Source organism: Psychrobacter sp. P11G5 (genome assembly GCF_001593305.1).
GTDB lineage: Bacteria > Pseudomonadota > Gammaproteobacteria > Pseudomonadales > Moraxellaceae > Psychrobacter.
This window is the reverse complement of sequence record NZ_CP012533.1, coordinates 1832325-1849237: the sequence shown is the minus strand read 5'-3', so window position 1 is coordinate 1849237 and position 16913 is coordinate 1832325. Positions and strand designations below refer to the sequence as shown.

General features: G+C 42.6%; 16 protein-coding genes. 6 read left to right on the top strand and 10 right to left on the bottom strand.

Annotated features, from left to right (window positions below; all coding sequences use genetic code 11):
• Window positions 1-9: 9 nt before the first annotated feature.
• The 8 genes from AK825_RS07550 to AK825_RS07520 all read right to left on the bottom strand — a co-directional run bounded on the left by AK825_RS07550 (window position 10) and on the right by AK825_RS07520 (window position 8249).
• Entirely contained in the window at window positions 10-1590 is a 1581-nt protein-coding gene (locus AK825_RS07550; protein WP_068035943.1) for an exonuclease SbcCD subunit D C-terminal domain-containing protein, read from the bottom strand.
• A gap of 132 nt (window positions 1591-1722) precedes the next feature.
• Complete coding sequence (locus AK825_RS07545; protein WP_068035941.1) at window positions 1723-2268, bottom strand: DUF3841 domain-containing protein; 546 nt, start codon at window positions 2266-2268, stop codon at window positions 1723-1725.
• A 540-nt stretch (window positions 2269-2808) separates the two neighbouring features.
• Entirely contained in the window at window positions 2809-3303 is a 495-nt protein-coding gene (locus AK825_RS07540) for a hypothetical protein (RefSeq protein WP_068035939.1), read from the bottom strand.
• Between the two features lie 120 nt (window positions 3304-3423).
• The gene (gene cysG / locus AK825_RS07535) at window positions 3424-5019 is read right to left on the bottom strand and encodes a siroheme synthase CysG (protein WP_068035937.1); all 1596 of its coding nucleotides are present in this window, start codon (window positions 5017-5019) and stop codon (window positions 3424-3426) included.
• A gap of 15 nt (window positions 5020-5034) precedes the next feature.
• Window positions 5035-5187, bottom strand: a complete 153-nt coding sequence (locus AK825_RS14760) for a hypothetical protein (RefSeq protein ID WP_158511268.1) — start codon at window positions 5185-5187, stop codon at window positions 5035-5037.
• A 63-nt stretch (window positions 5188-5250) separates the two neighbouring features.
• Window positions 5251-5889 (bottom strand): phosphoadenosine phosphosulfate reductase family protein, encoded by a 639-nt coding sequence (locus AK825_RS07530; RefSeq protein WP_068035935.1) that lies wholly within the window; start codon window positions 5887-5889, stop codon window positions 5251-5253.
• 73 nt (window positions 5890-5962) lie between these two features.
• The gene (locus AK825_RS07525) at window positions 5963-6565 is read right to left on the bottom strand and encodes a DUF934 domain-containing protein (RefSeq protein WP_068035933.1); all 603 of its coding nucleotides are present in this window, start codon (window positions 6563-6565) and stop codon (window positions 5963-5965) included.
• A complete protein-coding gene (locus tag AK825_RS07520) occupies window positions 6558-8249 on the bottom strand; it encodes a nitrite/sulfite reductase (protein ID WP_068035931.1) in 1692 nt (563 codons plus the stop codon). Before AK825_RS07520 ends, AK825_RS07525 begins: the two co-directional genes overlap by 8 nt.
• A gap of 258 nt (window positions 8250-8507) precedes the next feature.
• Here AK825_RS07520 and sat point away from each other — a divergent pair, with 258 nt between their 5' ends.
• On the top strand, window positions 8508-9761 hold the full coding sequence (sat, locus tag AK825_RS07515) for a sulfate adenylyltransferase (RefSeq protein WP_068035929.1): 1254 nt from the start codon (window positions 8508-8510) through the stop codon (window positions 9759-9761).
• Window positions 9762-10028: 267 nt separating this feature from the next.
• On the opposite strand, the gene AK825_RS07510 is transcribed toward sat, so the two are convergent.
• Window positions 10029-10547: a hypothetical protein gene (locus AK825_RS07510; RefSeq protein WP_068035927.1), complete on the bottom strand. Its 519-nt coding sequence runs from the start codon at window positions 10545-10547 to the stop codon at window positions 10029-10031.
• Between the two features lie 344 nt (window positions 10548-10891).
• Between AK825_RS07510 and AK825_RS07505 the strand changes: the two genes are divergently transcribed.
• The 5 genes from AK825_RS07505 (at window position 10892) to cysA (ending at window position 16282) form a co-directional block, all read left to right on the top strand.
• Window positions 10892-12031 (top strand): sulfate ABC transporter substrate-binding protein, encoded by a 1140-nt coding sequence (locus tag AK825_RS07505; protein ID WP_082787202.1) that lies wholly within the window; start codon window positions 10892-10894, stop codon window positions 12029-12031.
• 311 nt (window positions 12032-12342) lie between these two features.
• Window positions 12343-13446, top strand: coding sequence for a sulfate ABC transporter substrate-binding protein (locus tag AK825_RS07500; protein WP_068039166.1), 1104 nt, complete (start codon window positions 12343-12345; stop codon window positions 13444-13446).
• A 258-nt stretch (window positions 13447-13704) separates the two neighbouring features.
• Window positions 13705-14589: a sulfate ABC transporter permease subunit CysT gene (gene cysT, locus AK825_RS07495; RefSeq protein ID WP_068035926.1), complete on the top strand. Its 885-nt coding sequence runs from the start codon at window positions 13705-13707 to the stop codon at window positions 14587-14589.
• Between the two features lies 1 nt (window position 14590).
• A complete protein-coding gene (gene cysW / locus AK825_RS07490; protein ID WP_068035924.1) occupies window positions 14591-15529 on the top strand; it encodes a sulfate ABC transporter permease subunit CysW in 939 nt (312 codons plus the stop codon).
• A gap of 30 nt (window positions 15530-15559) precedes the next feature.
• On the top strand, window positions 15560-16282 hold the full coding sequence (cysA, locus tag AK825_RS07485; protein WP_082785668.1) for a sulfate ABC transporter ATP-binding protein: 723 nt from the start codon (window positions 15560-15562) through the stop codon (window positions 16280-16282).
• A gap of 90 nt (window positions 16283-16372) precedes the next feature.
• Here cysA and AK825_RS07480 read toward each other — a convergent pair whose 3' ends face one another.
• The gene (locus AK825_RS07480) at window positions 16373-16684 is read right to left on the bottom strand and encodes a metalloregulator ArsR/SmtB family transcription factor (protein WP_068035920.1); all 312 of its coding nucleotides are present in this window, start codon (window positions 16682-16684) and stop codon (window positions 16373-16375) included.
• Window positions 16685-16913: the final 229 nt, after the last annotated feature.

Below are 16913 nucleotides of genomic sequence, written 5' to 3'. Positions count from 1 at the left end.
GCGCTGCTGTTATTCGGCCTGAGTATCTTCATGACGCAGGTTATAAACGATTTGATCATAGGCGTCACGTAAGGATGATTTTTGCTCATCAGGAATATTGTGAGCAATTAAGCAGCGCTCAAATACTTCCTCCTCATTTAAGTCTTGTAGCGTCTCAGAGATCTGCTGTTGGTTAAGTACTTTATTATAGGAGCTGGCATTTTTTGTTATCAGTACTTCAAGCGACAAGTTTTCTACCATCTGATTAATTTGTTCTTTTAGCCCACTTACAATCTCATTTCCAGTATAAACAACCTCTAACCAAATGGACTCAGTTGGATCAATAGATCTAATGGTTTCTGAAATAGTAGCTAGGTCGCCTGATATTTGCGCCAATTTTTGAAATTTTGGGATGGGTAGGGAAATAACCTGCATCTGCTGTGATTCGTTATGATGTAATAGGTTAGAGGATGCAATAGAGTTATTTGTGGAATCATTACTCTGTATAGCGTCTATCTGATTAGAAATTGATCCTTCAAAGGCTTTTTGCGTATTCTCTTCGCTTTCTGCTGTGTCATCAAAGCCAAACAAGTCATCTATAAAGCCAGTTGACCGACTTGCTACTTTTTTAGCGGCTTTTTCTACCGATTGTTCAATCTTGGTCACTGTATTAGTAAGCTTAGGCATATTGCTTTCAGATGTACTATTTGATGCTGGTTTTTGATCGCTAAAATCATTTTCCACTGCGCCAAACTGTACCAGCAATACTTGTTTTTGTTGCTTGGCTTCACCGAAACCCATTGCAATAGGCGAACCCGAATAGCGAATGCTCTCACGACCACCGACACGCTGCGGAACATGCAAATGCCCAAGTGCCACATAGTCAAAGCTTTCATCGAACATATCAGCAGAGATCTTGCCAAGTGAGCCGACATAAAGCTCACGCACACCATCATCTTCAGTAGTCGTACCACCTGCTGCGAATAGATGCCCTGTAGCGATGATAGGAATGTGACGCTGGTGCACTTCGACTAATTTAGCCTGCTTCGCTTTGGCAATACTAGCGACTTTATCATAATGGGCACGAATGCCTTTGATGACATTGGCATCTTTATTATCCGCAGACTCGCCGGCGCTACTGCTACGCACGTCACGGTCGCGCAAATAAGGGACTGCGGCGATAATACAATGCGGTGTGCCGTCTGCATCGTCTAACACCAAGACTTCATCGTTTAAGTCTTCACAAGCAGTGCCAATGACGTGAACATTTAAGAATTTCAATACATTGCTTGGTGCGTCCAAAAAAGTAGGGGAGTCATGGTTACCCGCGACGATGACGATATGCTGGCAACATGATTTTGAAACTTTGCCCAAAAATTCATAATACAGCGCCTGCGCTCTGTTACTCGGGGTCATGGTATCAAAGATATCACCCGCGACAATAAGGACATCGACTTTCTGCGTGCTAATAGCATCCTGTAGCCAACTTAAAAACGCTTCAAATTCTTCATAACGCATGCGCCCATAAAGCCTACGCCCCAAATGCCAATCTGAGGTGTGTAAAATAGTTAAGGGTTTAGAGATGGCAGACAATTCGGTAGACTTTGACATAGAGGATATTACAACGCGTAAATAGAGGATGGCTTAATCAATAAGTGATTTAGAGTTAAATAATCATACCATAAATGATAATTTACCAGTCTCGCTTTTGACTACTGACTCTTTATTAGGGTGCGCCCTACATTAACGACCTGTAAAGATTTTATAATTAACCATATATTCAGGCAGAATTTCCCAAGTAATGCCCTGTACGGCCCAATCCTCTGGCAGATTTTCTATCGAAAAAATCTTAAGCCAAGTGGCTTCCTTGCTTTTTCTTAGTAAATTCTCATTATCTTCCTGATTTTCATACTGTTCATAATAATTATACTCTGCATCAGTTTCACAGAAGTGGTGATTGTTTAGTACAGCATGCCAGCCGTCAAAGTCACTGAGTAGTACTTTATGAGAGGGTATTTCTAACTCAATCCTAACCGCTTTGCATCCTCTCTCAACATGCCCGCCAGCTCTTAAGTCGGGCTTCGCTCTTTGTTTACCTTCCCAATATCGCCATAGCCAAATAGGATACTCAACACCTTGCGGGGGTATCACCTTTTTACTTGACTGCTTTGAAATCCACTGATAAGCCTCTTTACGGTCCTTATCTACTTTATCAGGGTCGGTTCTTAATGGCTGACCACTTAATAGAATCTCTAATTCTTCAAGGGTTCTAATAGACCAAAACTTCATTTTCAGCGCTCACAATAGTGATAACAGTAATTCTTTTTAGGTATGTTTAGGTTTAGTAGGCATGAACTTAGTATCGGTAGGTGTGGACATAGTTGAGCTTAATGATGAATAAAAGACAGCGATTATTCTAGCAAGAATTGCGGTGGTTTGCTGTGCTTATAAACCTCTTAGCAAAGCAGAATAGATCAAGTCGAATAGCGGTATTTAGGAGTGGTCACGTAGATGATGAATTATTATAGAAGGTTTTGATTATGAGCCACATTACGAGTACACCTTGCTTATCAAGAATACAACAGTCGCCAATTCACCTGCGGATGCATCATCCATTCATAGTAAGCTTATAAAGATAGTTGAGAAGAAAAGAACTACAGAGTAAGGGTTACAGAAATCTCTATTAGAGATTGCTTAGAGTATTGATGCATTCTGGCTTGTTACGAACATTTTGTGAATTTTCTAATGCTTGGCTTGCGCATCCTCTCACAGTTAATCAACCCCAAAAACCAACTCTTTATTAACACTAATTATTAATACTAAATTTCATTACGGCTTAGGCTTATCGTCCCAATCAAGCAAGAATTTTCTACCCAATTCAGGCGTTAGGACTTCAATAGAATGTATAGTTGCTACTCTATCCGTTAAGCATTTTTCATTACCAGTAGTTTGAAGTGGAGGAAGATTTTTCTTATCAATAAAACCGCCTCCTGCGTAAACTTCTGTATCAAATGGAACTGCTGTTGCATTTAAGATTACAGTCTTTGAATCTAAGTCAACCTTGATATTACTAGCTTTCGTATCAAACACTGGAGTTATATAACCATCTTCATCGCCAAATAGAAGACAGCCATTCTTCATTGTAAATTTACCTGATAATAATGCAGTTAGTTGAACATTATTACTTTCATTATAATAAGAGAAGAGATCGAGTGAATTTTTCGTTCTTATCACTGGGTTAGAAGTATTATTTACTATTTGATTAGTGCAACCAAATTGAAATAGAACTAAGATAGGAATTAGGAATAAATATCTATTTATCATGTTTAATAACCTCATGGCACTGATGGAATAGTAACGGATATTTCATGTGCAATATGTATTGAGGAAAAGTATTTTGGTAGTGAATCGACAATCTCGATAGTAGCTTGACCTTAATAACACTTAGCCAATTACCAGTTGCTCCACATCATCAGCGGTCGCCAAATTAGCGACCATCGATAGCGCATGTGCTTGCTGGCTAGTAGGGTTTTTGGTCGCTGCCGCTTTGCCACCACGTAACCAATTGTCATCTGTAGCAGTATTTTGGTTTTTTTGCTCATTGTCTACATGATACCAAGCCAAATCATGATGCAGTGCAACCACATCTCCCATAATCAGCAGAGCAGGCGTGGGCAACTGGTTTTGTTCTTGCAATTCAACAATATTGGCAAGCGTACCTGTTAATACTTGTTGATTGGGCATACTAGCATTAGAGACAATGGCAATTGGGGTGTCGCTACTACGCCCAGCGTCAATCAAGCCTGTCGTCAAGCGCGGCAGCGAGTGCAGCCCCATATAAAACACCACGGTCTCATCAGTGTTTAAAAAGCTCTTAAAGTTGCTATTGGGCGCACCAGCCTTTAAAAACCCAGTGACGAAACGCACTGATTGTGAGTGGTCACGGTGAGTCAGCGGAATACCAGCATAACTGGCGGCAGCGTTAGCAGCGGTAATACCGGGTACGACTTGATAAGGTACACCATGCGCACGTAAGCTTTCAATTTCTTCACCGCCACGTCCAAAGATAAAGGGATCGCCACCTTTTAGACGAACGACGCGTCGACCTTCTTTTGCACTATTGACCAACAGCTCATTGATACCAAGCTGAGCTACCGCATGGTTGCTACGCTTTTTACCGACAAATACTTTATCGGCATCGCGGCGGCATAGATCCAATACTTGCGGTGATACTAGCGCATCATAATAGACAATATCGGCTTGCTGCATAAGACGCAGCGCCTTAAAGGTGAGCAGTTCTGGATCACCGGGTCCTGCACCAACGATATAAACTTCGCCCATTATATTTTTTACGGTTTGGGATTCTGTAGATGTATTATCTGCTGTATCTTTTTCATTGATAGCGGATGCAGTGTTATCTAAATCGGCTTGCAATTGGGCAGCCGCTTCCTTTTCATTACCGGCAAACATCAGCTGACTGACTTTTCCTTCAAAGGCGCGTTCCCAAAACTGGCGACGTCCGGTAAGGGTTGGAATTTTTGTTTTTACCTCATGGCGAAACTCACCAGCAAGCTTGGCCAGTTTGCCATAGCCTTGCGGAATTAAAGTTTCAAGACGTGCACGCAGTAAACGTGCCAGCACCGGCGCTTTACCGTTAGATGAGATACCAATCACAATGGGATTGCGATCGACAATGGCTGGAAAGATAAAGTCGCATAAATGCGGGGTATCAACCACATTTACCGGAATATTAAGATCGCTCGCATCAGCGTGAATCTGATGATTGAGGGTTTCATCATCCGTTGCAGCGATAATAACGCGCGCACCGGTCATGTAAGCTTTATTGTAGTTTTCATAAATGAGTTCGTGCTTACTATCTGAGAGTAAAGCTTGTATTTCAGCACTGATACTTGGCGCAAGAATCGTGATAGCAGCACCAGCGCGGCTGAGCAAGTCAGCTTTACGTAGCGCGACATCACCGCCACCAACGATTAGCACTTTGCGGTCTTCTAATTTAAAAAATAGCGGAAAGGTGTTCATAGCATCACCAATTATTCATTCAATGTAAGATATGCCACCATTATGAGGTATCACAGGCATGCGCTCACGTAGTGAATTGGCATTAGCATATTCGTTTTTGTCATGATAAAGGCGTGTTTTGACAGGAAAGGGAATAGGGAAGAGAGTAATTAGGAAAATATTTATCATAAAAAACCCCTCTTACGTAAGTGTAAGAGGGGTTTTAACATCATGGGTCATTGCAACGCTTGACTACAACTGCGTATGCAAACCACACTCACGGCTTTCTTCTACTTTAGTCGGATCAAAATAATCAAACTCATTTGGCAAATTATGCTCTTCAAGATACACATCTAAATCAGCGTCTGTTTTTTCAAATAATGGCGCAACTTTTAACACACCATCTTTTGATAGGCTGAGTACATCAAGACCTTGACGGAATTCCGTTTGATCTTTACGAATGGCGTTAAACCACACGTCAGGCTTCAGTTCATCTAATGCGCGGCGAAATGGCTCAAGTTTTACTTGATCCGTGAATTCATCATGCTGCGGATTATCTATGCCTGGGATACCATTCATCGTTGCGTCACGATAGGCGGCCGTTTGCTTAGGAATATAAGTGATGACGTTTAAGTTTAAATCACGGATAACTTTATTGGCAAATTGATAAGTGGCATCGGTGTTATAGCCTGAATCTACCCACAGTACCGTAATGTCAGGGCGCTGCTTAGCGACCAAATGCAAGATAGCTGACTCATAAGGACGGAAGTTAGTGGTGATAATTGGGTTTTTAGCTTGTGTCAGTGCCCATGCCACGATTTCTTCTGGTGATTTGCCTTGCAGGTCTTGGTTAGCTTGGTCGATATCTAAATTTGGGTGTAACTGGCTCATAATACGTTCCTTAAATGAGATTGATTTAACAAAGGATTTAGAAAAAAATTAATAAATGAATGATTAACAAAAACTAAGCACCCGCAAACATCGGTAAGTCGGCGGCGTTGCGACCGTCATAACTGCTAGCAAGGGCAGTAAACGCTTGGTCAATACTAAATTTAGAGTCTGGTTGCATGTCATGCTCACTGAGCACAAAGCTGTCAACACCTACGCGTAATAGATACGCAATTTGATCACGGCCAAACTCACCAGCGACACGAATCTCACCTTGATAGCCAATTTGTCGTAGCGTTTGAGCGAAGCTAAAGTTGCGTCCATCAGCGAATTTGGGGACATGAATGACGATGAGTGCCTGCTTTAATAATAGCTCCTTGAGCGCGGTCAATGCATTCGCATCCGTATCAGCGGTCACCCATAATCCAAGACGGCTACTATGCTGAACGATCAGCTCATACACCTCTTTGACCAAACCACTTGCCAGCGCCCCTGAACCGTCCAATAAATCAGCGAGTGGTACTAGGACGTCAGGTTTTTCCTGTCTTTGCAGCAGCTCAAGTAACGTGAGGTCTATCGAGGCAATACCATCTGGTAACGTATCAGTGGTTAACGCATGCCAGCTATCTTTATGGCTAATATCGACGCCGTGACTATCCAAAATGTGGTGATTAGCCATAGACCTTCTCCTTAAAGGGATCAATGCCGACGCGCTCGACCAATTCGCCAAAGCTTTCAACATCATTATCGGTGGTAGCACGCAGATCGACATAAACGTCAACGATCTTTTGAATAGTGTCAGCAACCGCTTCAGTAGGTACGGATCGGCCTAGTATTTTGCCAAGTTTGGCATCATTACTCGAGTTGCCGCCGAGGCTGATTTGATACCAGTTTTCACCCTTTTTATCGACACCTAAGATACCGATATCACCGGTATGATGGTGCGCGCAGGCATTGATACAGCCGGACATATTTAGGCGGATATCGCCAAGATCATACAGGTAATCAAGATCGCTAAACTGCTTCTCGATTTGTTCGGCGATGTTGTGCGTGGTGGCATTGGCTAGCGAGCAATAATCCCAACCAGGGCAGACGATCATGTCGGTTAAAGTATTGATATTGGCGCGAGCTAAATGTAGCTTAGCCAGCTGTTGCCATAGCTCGTACAACTGGTTGGTTTGCACGTCAGCGAATACCAGATTTTGCTGATACGTGCCGCGCAGCTCACCAAAGCTATACTTGTCAGAAAGGTCAGCAAGCGCATCCATCTGCGATTCGCTGACATCACCAGATGGTACATACTTGCCATCGACCAAGCCTGCTTTGAGAGAAATTACCACCGCCCGATAACCGGCAACTTTATGTGCCACGGTATTTTGGTTATACCAATTGGCAAAGTCTTTATCAGCGCTTAATTGCTGCTGTAGATCGGACTGTGCTTGTAGCGCATCAAAGGCTACATAATCAGGCTCACTAAAGAAGCTGGTAGCAGTCTCAAAGTTTGCATCAGTCAGCGTCAGCGGCCCGTCTTTGGTATGCGCTTCCCACTCGGCATCGACCAATTTAGCAAACGCAGGACCGCCTAAGGTATCGACCAAGATTTTGATACGTGATTTGTACTTGCTACCTTTATCACGCCGACCATGCAGGTTATAGACACGCAATATAGCGTCTAAATAGCTAAGCAGATGCTGACGTGGCAAAAACTTATTGATAACTTTACCAAGGACTGGGATACGACCAAGACCGCCGCCGACTAGGACTTCAAAGCCAAGCTCGCCATCTTCATTTTTCTTCAAGTGCAAACCAACATCGTGTACTTGTGTCGCTGCACGGTCCTCATCGGTGCCGATAACAGCAATCTTAAATTTACGTGGTAAAAAAGCAAACTCAGGATGAAAGGTCGACCACTGGCGAATGATTTCGCAGTAAGGACGCGGATCGGCAATCTCATTTTGATGAATACCGGCATAAGGATCGGTGGTGGTATTACGAATACAGTTACCAGAAGTTTGTATTGAGTGCATCTGTACCGAGGCCAGCTCCGCCAAGATATCTGGCACATCTTCTAGCTTTGGCCAATTCAGCTGAATATTGGTACGGGTAGTAAAGTGCCCGTAGCCTTTGTCATATTTACGAGTAATCTCAGCCAATTTACGCAACTGATAGCTGGCAAGTAACCCGTAAGGAATGGCAATACGCAACATCGGCGCATAACGTTGGATATAGAGGCCGTTCTGCAAACGCAGCGGCAAAAATTGCTCTTCTGGCAGCTCGCCTGCCAAAAACCGCTCGGTTTGGTCGCGAAATTGGGCGACTCGTTCCTCTACCAAGGTCTGGTCAGCGTAATTATATTGATACATGACGTAATCTCAATTTTGTTTTTAGTCTTAAAAGCAGCAACGAAAATGATTTGCGTGTGTGATAAATCTTATGGCTAATCGCGGTGCAAACAATGTAATTTCACTATCATATAAGTTTACGCCTTTAAACATAAATTCCTTTAAGTCATATCCATATCCAAACACAGCATAAATTTTCATAAAGAAAGTTAGGTAGCCTATGTTTATCAAATTTATTACTACTTATTTTATCACTACCTATAAAGGCTCTAAATCAATATGACATCTACAGCCCATAATCAACAATCATCAAAACTTGTTCCGCCGCACGGTAGCAGCGATCTTAAGCCGTTACTATTAAAAGGTGATGCTCGCAAGCAAGCATTGAAACTTGCCAGCACCTTACCGACGATTACTCTGAGCTCACGTGAGCGTGGAGATTTGATTATGTTGGGTATTGGCGGTTTTACCCCATTGAATGGTTTTATGAACCAAGCGGATTGGCAAGGGGTGGTTGAGGATATGCGCTTGCAAAGTGGTGACAATGCTGGCTTATTTTGGCCAATTCCTATTACTTTATCAGCGCCTAAAGTAACCGCCGATAGCCTAAATCAAGGTGATAAAGTCGCGTTAGTCGCCCAAGATGGCGAAATCATGGGCATCTTGACGGTAGAAGAGACTTATACCATCGATAAAGAATATGAGTGTCAGCAAGTCTTTACCACCACTGATAGCGAACATCCGGGCGTACAGCAAGTACTAAACCAAGGTGAAGTAAACATTGCAGGTAGCGTCGAAGTGCTAAGCGAAGGCGAGTTCCCAACCTTATATCCAGAGATTTATAAAACCCCTGCTGAGACACGTGAGATTTTAGATGCCAAGGGCTGGAAAACAGTCGCCGCCTTCCAAACGCGTAATCCAATGCATCGCTCACACGAATACCTTGCCAAGATTGCCATTGAAATCTGCGATGGGGTGTTGATTCATTCATTGCTAGGGGCATTAAAGCCAGGTGATATCCCAGCTGATGTGCGTCAAGAAGCCATCAAAACCTTGATTGATAATTACTTTAGACAAGATACTGTTATTCAGGCAGGCTATCCGCTCGATATGCGTTATGCCGGACCACGTGAGGCGCTATTGCATGCCGTATTCCGTCAAAACTACGGTTGTAGTCATCTGATTGTTGGCCGTGACCATGCTGGTGTCGGTGATTACTATGGTGCGTTTGATGCGCAGACTATCTTTGAATATGTTGGTAAAGACGACCTCATTACTCAGCCGCTAAAAATTGGCTGGACGTTCTGGTGTAATGCTTGTAATGCCATGGCTTCAGATAAAACTTGCCCGCATGAAGCGTCTGAGCATGTCAAAGTATCAGGTACTAAGCTACGTAAGGCATTATCAGAAGATGAGGACGTGCCAGAGAACTTTAGCCGTCCAGAAGTATTACAGATTTTACGTGATTACTATGCCGGTATCGCAAAAGAGGAACGTGCTGAGGTCAAATTGACTGGTGCATCTGCGGTATAGGTAGTATTTTTATCGTTGATAAAATTGCAAAATAAAAAAGATACAGCGAGACTGGGATAAATTTTTTGCAGCCTCTGTCTGCGCAGGCACAGCACGCAAGAAAAATTTGTACCAGTCTAGCGAATTCATGCAGTGTATCTATTTTATTTAGTATCGACTATATATAAAAAAGAGTGTGTATAAAAAAGGTGGTAGACCCAAAATCTACCACTTTTTTTATGCATGATTTTTTTATACCTGAAGACCAAACATTTAAAAATAATGCGTTTAGGTTAGCTCTAAATTACTCGAAAGCTTCTTATAGTCGCCAACTAGCGTACCGCCACCAGAACAAAATTGATTCAGTGCGTACTTATCTTGACTATCAATAGTTAGCTGACCATCTTTAAATTGAAAAAAAGCCATACTGTCATTAACGGTCGTTTGAAAGATAACGCCGTGCGCTTTATCTTGACCCATCAAAGTCGCCTGACCATCAAAATGGCAGGTTGGTTTTTTAACATCGCTACGAGCGCGTACTTTGATATTAATCTGGTCGCTGTCATCTGCCCGTACCATAACTCCCACCCAATCATTACCTTGCGCCCGTTTGTCATAACCTGAAGAAGCATAATCACCAACGACCTTTTGTACAGCAGGCGTTTGAATAACGGTAGCACTCTTCGCTACGCGTTCAGCATGTGCATCATTACTGTAGCTACAACCCGTTACGGTAGCGAAGGCAGTGGTAGCAAAAAACAGTGCTGCAACAGAAAATAATGAGCGCTGGCGTTGGTAGTTAATCATAGAGGGGACTCCTTGGTATTAATAGATGGTAGACGACATATGGTAGGCCGTGACTGTGCGCTTAATAGTTTGCGCTTGATAATTAGAGTATGCCACAGTCTATAACAGAACTCTCTCATCGCCTTATAGGATAAACGTTACGTAAACTTACCTACTATAGAACCGTTAAACCGCTTACTTATGCCAAGTTCATCACTCGATAAGCCTAAATGTCACTAAGCGCTCAACAAACAAGCTGCTAGCATAGCTTCAATCCTCACATAATTCTTATCTATATCTGCTCCACTTAATACTTTAATAAAAATAAACCCTCATTCAATTCTCCAATTCTGCAGAGAACTACCATGCAACTGATTACCGAAACTATCAACACCTTATCGTCTCGTAGCAAACATAATGTCACGGGCGCTCAGAAAAATATGCTGCCGCGTACTTTAATGATAGGTAGCGTATTTACAGCGCTGATATTAGTGACAGGCTGTAGCCCGACACAGGCGACTCAAAACGATGCAGAAAAATCAGCAGGCGATGCGAAAAACATTAGCCTTTTGAATGTCTCTTATGATGTGTCACGCGATTTTTATAAAGAATACAATACGCTATTTAGTAGTGCTTATCAGGTTAAACATCCAAATAGTAAAGTGAACATCAACCAGTCGCACGGTGGCTCCAGCAAACAAGCGCTATCTGTCGCTAATGGCTTACAAGCGGATGTGGTGACCCTAAACCAAGCGACTGACATGAATTTACTGGTCGAAAAAGGCTTGGTGGGCACTAATTGGCAGCAAGCATTACCAAACAATGCCGTCCCTTATACCAGTACCATGGTGTTATTGGTGCGCGATGGTAATCCAAAAAATATTCAAGATTGGCAAGATCTAGCGCGTAATGATGTTGATGTAGTAATGCCAAACCCAAAAACAAGTGGTACCGCTCGCTATGCCTTTTTAGGAGCATATGGCTATGGACTGCATCAATTTAAAGAAAGCGTACAAAGTCCAGCTAAGACTGATGACTTTATTAAAAAGGTACTGGCAAACGTGGTTACTTATGACAATGGCGCACGTGCCGCAACGACCAGCTTTACCCAGCGCGGGCTAGGGGATGTACTGATTACTACGGAAAATGAGGCGCATTTAGTCACCAAAAAATACGCTAAAGGGCAGACTGAGCTTATTTATCCAAGCTACTCTATTACCATCAATAATCCAGTCGCTGTGGTCAATACCGTTACTGAAAAAAATGGTAATGCAGATGCAGCAAACACTTACCTAAAAGGTTTATGGGATAAGCCTGCACAGGAATTAATGGCGCAGATGTATCTACGTCCCAGTGATAAAGCTGTCCTTTCCGCGCATAAAGATACCCTACCTGATATCAATACTTTTGAGCCAATAGCCGTCTTTGGGTCATGGGAGCAAATTATGGATAAATTCTTTGTCGATGGCGGAGTTTTTGATCAGTTGGCACGGGCAGAGCAGTAAGCCTCACCATTACAAAACAGTTATAAAGTGTCATATAAGTAACTAGATATTGGTACCCAGCTGGAGAATTATTGCGCTCCATATTTATAAAATGTGCAACGTGCCTGCTAGCATATGAAACCTAAATAATTGATAGCTTTGGCTTTATAGTTATCTATCACAGCAAGTCCTAATAATTAAAATATTTGTGGATTTACTAGATGCGTATGTTATTCCATTTTGGCAATAACATACGCATATTAGTCATTAAACATAATAAGCTGGCACTGTTAGCATACTTGCATTACATAACAAACATCTTTGAGGCATTTATGACATCTTACGCGGCAGGCTATCAACATAAAAATAAAGCGCTTAGCGTCTTAAGTATCGCAGGCGTTGCCCTCACACTTGGAATCGCTGGCTGTAGTAATAATGAGCAGGCAGACACTACTACTAATGCTGATGGCACCGCAGCGACCACAGAGGGTCAGGATATTGAGCTGCTAAACGTCTCTTATGATGTAGCACGTGATTTTTATAAAGGCTATAACCCGTTGTTCGTTGAGCATTATAAAGCTGAAAATCCAAACAGTAATATCCTAATTAAGCAGTCACATGGTGGCTCAAGTAAACAGGCATTGTCTGTTGCCAACGGTCTGCAAGCAGATGTCGCTACCATGAACCAAGGCTCAGATATCGAGCTGCTTGAGAAAAAAGGCTTGGTTGAAGCAGATTGGGAAAGCAAATTCCCTGATAACGCCGTACCTTTTACCAGCACCATCGTATTCTTAGTACGTAAAGACAATCCCAAAGGCATTAATGATTGGGAAGATTTAACCAAAGACGGCGTTGAGATTGTCATGGCCAACCCAAAAGTGACCGGTAATGGCCGCTATGCATTTTTAGGGGCTTATGGTTATGGTTTACATGCCTTTAATAATGAAGAGACTCCTGCCAAAAATTACGTAAAAGACATGCTTAAGAACGTCAAAGTCTACGAGAATGGCGGACGTGCAGCGACGACGACTTTCGTTCAGCGCGGCATCGGTGATGTCTTGGTAACCTTTGAGAACGAAGCTAACCTTGCCGCTACTGACTTTGGTGCTGGTCAAGTTGATATCGTTTATCCTAAATACTCTATCAAATCAGAGAGCCCTGTTGCGATCGTTAAATCGGTGACTGACAAAAAAGGCACGACTGACGCGGCAAAAGCATATCTTGATTATTTATGGAGCGAGCCTGCTCAGCAATTGGCCGCTGACCTCTATTTACGTCCTAGTGTGAAAAGCGTCCTCGATAAAAACGGTGACAAACTACCACCAGTTGAAACTTTCCGCCCTAACGATGCATTTGGCACATGGGATGAGATCATGGGTACTTACTTCAGCGATGGTGGGGTATTCGATCAGCTAGCCATTAATGCGCCACAGTAGCTAGCTAGTACGGCATTGTAAAAAACTGCTACTTAGCTAAAAAGTATGACTTAGAAAGTACAGTAGCTTCTAACAAAGCAATTCGTCGATTAGCGTTCAATCATATAAAGGACATGGCCGCCCGCGCTATGTCCTTTATACCGTAAGCAGACTAATAATAGATTTGATATAACGTGGTCGTTACGATAAGTGCCATTGCTAAGTACTGTCACTAAGTACTATCGCTAAGTACTATTAGTTAGACAATAGGACATCAATATGAGTGCAAAAACACCTTCTGCCAGTAAACCCCTTAATAAAAAAGGTTGGCTGACACGTTTGCGTCAACGCAATGTGCTGCCAGGTTTCGGTCTGAGCATGGGCATTACCGTCTTTAGCTTATCACTATTGGTGGTACTTCCATTTGCAATGATGGCTTATACCACGACACAAATGGGCTGGACTGGGTTTTGGGAGACTATTACTCAGCCACAAGTAACTGCTGCCATTAAGCTGAGCCTATGGATGTCCTTCTTGGCGATGTTGACCAATATGGTATTTGGTACGCTAGTTGCGTGGGTGTTGGTACGTTATGAATTTTGGGGCAAGTCAATGATTAATGCCTTAGTAGATTTGCCATTTGCACTACCGACCGCAGTGACAGGTATTTCTCTTGCTACTCTTTATGCACCTAATGGTCTAATTGGCCAGTGGTTTGAGAAGTTCGACATACAGGTAGCTTTTACACCTATAGGTATTTGGCTCGCCTTAGTCGTGGTTAGTTTTCCGTTTATTGTCCGTGCCGTGCAGCCAGTATTAGCAGAGTTGTCAGTTGAATTTGAAGAGGCTGCTGCGGTATTAGGCGCGAATCGCTTTACTACCTTTCGCAAAGTTATTTTACCAGAACTGCTACCGGCACTACTGATGGGTGCAGGTATGATGTTTGCTCGTGCTACTGGTGAGTATGGCTCGGTGATTTTTATCGCGGGTAATATTCCAATGCAATCTGAGATTTTACCGCTTATTATTATCAGTAAGCTTGAGCAATTTGATATTCAAGGCGCTTCGGCAGTGGCATTATTTATGCTGTTGATTTCATTTGTGATTTTATTGACCATTAATATCGTACAGTGGAAACTGTCGCGCCGTGTAGGAGCTCGCTAAGATGCAAATAGCTAATAGTTATGATTATCAAAGCAATCCTGCAACCAAAGATACTCCATGGATACGACGTACCTTTATCGCTATTGCCGTCTTGTTCATGGTGATCATGCTGGTCGTGCCACTACTAGCTGTATTTTATGAAGCTTTCAAGGATGGCTGGCAGTTGTATATAGCATCGCTTGTCGATCCAGAAGCCTTACAAGCTATTAAGCTCACGTTAATTACTGCTGGTATCGTATTACCAATCAATATGGTGATGGGCATCGCAATTGCATGGTTAGTCACCCGTTATCAATTTAAAGGTAAGCAGCTGGTCACCACTTTGCTTGATTTACCTTTTTCAGTGTCACCGGTCGTTGCAGGTTTGATGTTTGTATTGCTATTCGGACTCAACTCTACCGTTGGTGGCTGGCTTGAGAGTATGGGCTTTCAGGTCATTTATGCTGTTCCTGGTATTGTATTAGCGACATTATTTGTCACTTTTCCATTCGTGGCACGTGAGCTGATACCGCTGATGCAAACGCAAGGCGACTCTGAGGAGCAAGCAGCGCTTACATTGGGCGCCACTGGCTGGCAGACTTTTTGGCATGTAACATTACCAAATATCAAATGGGCATTGCTGTATGGTTTGATTTTGACTAATGCCCGAGCAATGGGCGAGTTTGGTGCTGTGAGTGTGGTATCGGGTCATATTCGCGGTGAGACCAATACTATGCCGCTATTGGTTGAGGTTGCTTATAACGATTATAACTTCACTGCCGCCTTTGCGTTATCAAGCTTACTTGCTGCACTTGCTTTAGTGACGCTGCTGATACAACAAGTGATGACTAAGCTACAGGAGCGTAAATTTGCCAAGTCCGAAAGGTTGGTTAGCGCGCCTGAACTACCGGTTAGTGCCAATGCGACTGTGATAAGTAGTGTCGACGACAACAAAGCCTAATATAAAAAGAATCATAAAAGAGATACAGATATGAGCATCGAGATTCGTAACGTTAATAAAAATTTTGGTAACTTTACCGCTTTAGACAACATTAATATCACTGTACCGACTGGTAAGCTGACTACTTTGCTTGGCCCGTCAGGCTGCGGTAAAACGACCTTACTGCGTATTATCGCGGGTCTTGAATATGCGGACTCGGGACAAATATTATTTGATGAGCTGGATGTGACTAATACGCCTGTGCAAAAACGCCATATTGGTTTTATGTTTCAACACTATGCGCTATTTCGACACAAAAATATCGCTGACAATATAGCATTTGGACTGACTTTATTGCCAAAGAACGAACGACCTAGTAAGGCCGATATCAATAAGCGCGTTGCAGAGCTATTAGACTTGGTGCAATTGCCGCAACTGGCAAATGCCTATCCGCATCAGTTATCAGGCGGTCAGCGTCAGAGGATTGCGCTGGCACGGGCACTTGCAGTAAAGCCTAAATTATTATTACTTGACGAGCCGTTTGGTGCGCTTGATGCCAAGGTACGTAAAGAGCTACGTACTTGGCTAAAAGATATTCATCACGATTTGGGTATTACTAGCATCATGGTGACTCATGATCAAGAAGAAGCACGTGCAGTGTCAGATGAAATTGTGGTAATGAATCATGGTCATGTAGAGCAGGTAGGGACATCAGAAGAGCTAATCCATCATCCAGCTAACGCCTTTGTTAGTGATTTCTTAGATTTGGTGTAATCAGACGTATTACTCAAGCATAAAAAGAGACCTACATTAATTTAATGTAGGTCTCTTTTTATGCGCAAAGAATAGTATAAAGCTAAGCTGTTAACTAATTTCTGGCTGGTTCATCAGAGTCTTGTAAGTAATCTCTAAAATATCTTGGCACCATTCTGGTAAGTCATCTGCTACCTCATACCACATCCATGTACCTTCGCGCGAACAGCTCAGAATTCCCAGCTTCTTTAAGTGATTCAGGTGACGCGATACGGTCGGTTGCGGCTGGTCAAGCAAATCTACCAATTCACATACGCAACGTGACTCTTTGTTAAATAGAATCTGAAACAACTTCAAACGAGTCGGATCAGATAGTACTTTAAATAAGTCAAGAGGCTGCATAGCAAAAGTATTATCAGACATAGAGTATATTCCAAATATATTGTCACGCTTACTTATGAATTTTAATCATCCTAATAAGAGAACAGTTAAGTAGTTAGTAAAATAGATAATCCATTATCTAATAGCACTTGATAACTTATTATCTAATCAATTCAGTAAAAAGCATTCATCCAGTAAACAAGACAAAGCGTAGTTTCGTTAATGTTATTTCGTTAATTTTGTAGGGACGACCTTTGTAGCTTTCAGCCAA

Coding starts and splice junctions, on each gene's coding strand:
- AK825_RS07550 (WP_068035943.1), bottom strand. CDS start 1,590: ATGTCAAAGTCTACCGAATTGTCTGCCATCTCTAAACCCTTAACTATT.
- AK825_RS07545 (WP_068035941.1), bottom strand. CDS start 2,268: ATGAAGTTTTGGTCTATTAGAACCCTTGAAGAATTAGAGATTCTATTA.
- AK825_RS07540 (WP_068035939.1), bottom strand. CDS start 3,303: ATGATAAATAGATATTTATTCCTAATTCCTATCTTAGTTCTATTTCAA.
- cysG (WP_068035937.1), bottom strand. CDS start 5,019: ATGAACACCTTTCCGCTATTTTTTAAATTAGAAGACCGCAAAGTGCTA.
- AK825_RS14760 (WP_158511268.1), bottom strand. CDS start 5,187: ATGATAAATATTTTCCTAATTACTCTCTTCCCTATTCCCTTTCCTGTC.
- AK825_RS07530 (WP_068035935.1), bottom strand. CDS start 5,889: ATGAGCCAGTTACACCCAAATTTAGATATCGACCAAGCTAACCAAGAC.
- AK825_RS07525 (WP_068035933.1), bottom strand. CDS start 6,565: ATGGCTAATCACCACATTTTGGATAGTCACGGCGTCGATATTAGCCAT.
- AK825_RS07520 (WP_068035931.1), bottom strand. CDS start 8,249: ATGTATCAATATAATTACGCTGACCAGACCTTGGTAGAGGAACGAGTC.
- sat (WP_068035929.1), top strand. CDS start 8,508: ATGACATCTACAGCCCATAATCAACAATCATCAAAACTTGTTCCGCCG.
- AK825_RS07510 (WP_068035927.1), bottom strand. CDS start 10,547: ATGATTAACTACCAACGCCAGCGCTCATTATTTTCTGTTGCAGCACTG.
- AK825_RS07505 (WP_082787202.1), top strand. CDS start 10,892: ATGCAACTGATTACCGAAACTATCAACACCTTATCGTCTCGTAGCAAA.
- AK825_RS07500 (WP_068039166.1), top strand. CDS start 12,343: ATGACATCTTACGCGGCAGGCTATCAACATAAAAATAAAGCGCTTAGC.
- cysT (WP_068035926.1), top strand. CDS start 13,705: ATGAGTGCAAAAACACCTTCTGCCAGTAAACCCCTTAATAAAAAAGGT.
- cysW (WP_068035924.1), top strand. CDS start 14,591: ATGCAAATAGCTAATAGTTATGATTATCAAAGCAATCCTGCAACCAAA.
- cysA (WP_082785668.1), top strand. CDS start 15,560: ATGAGCATCGAGATTCGTAACGTTAATAAAAATTTTGGTAACTTTACC.
- AK825_RS07480 (WP_068035920.1), bottom strand. CDS start 16,684: ATGTCTGATAATACTTTTGCTATGCAGCCTCTTGACTTATTTAAAGTA.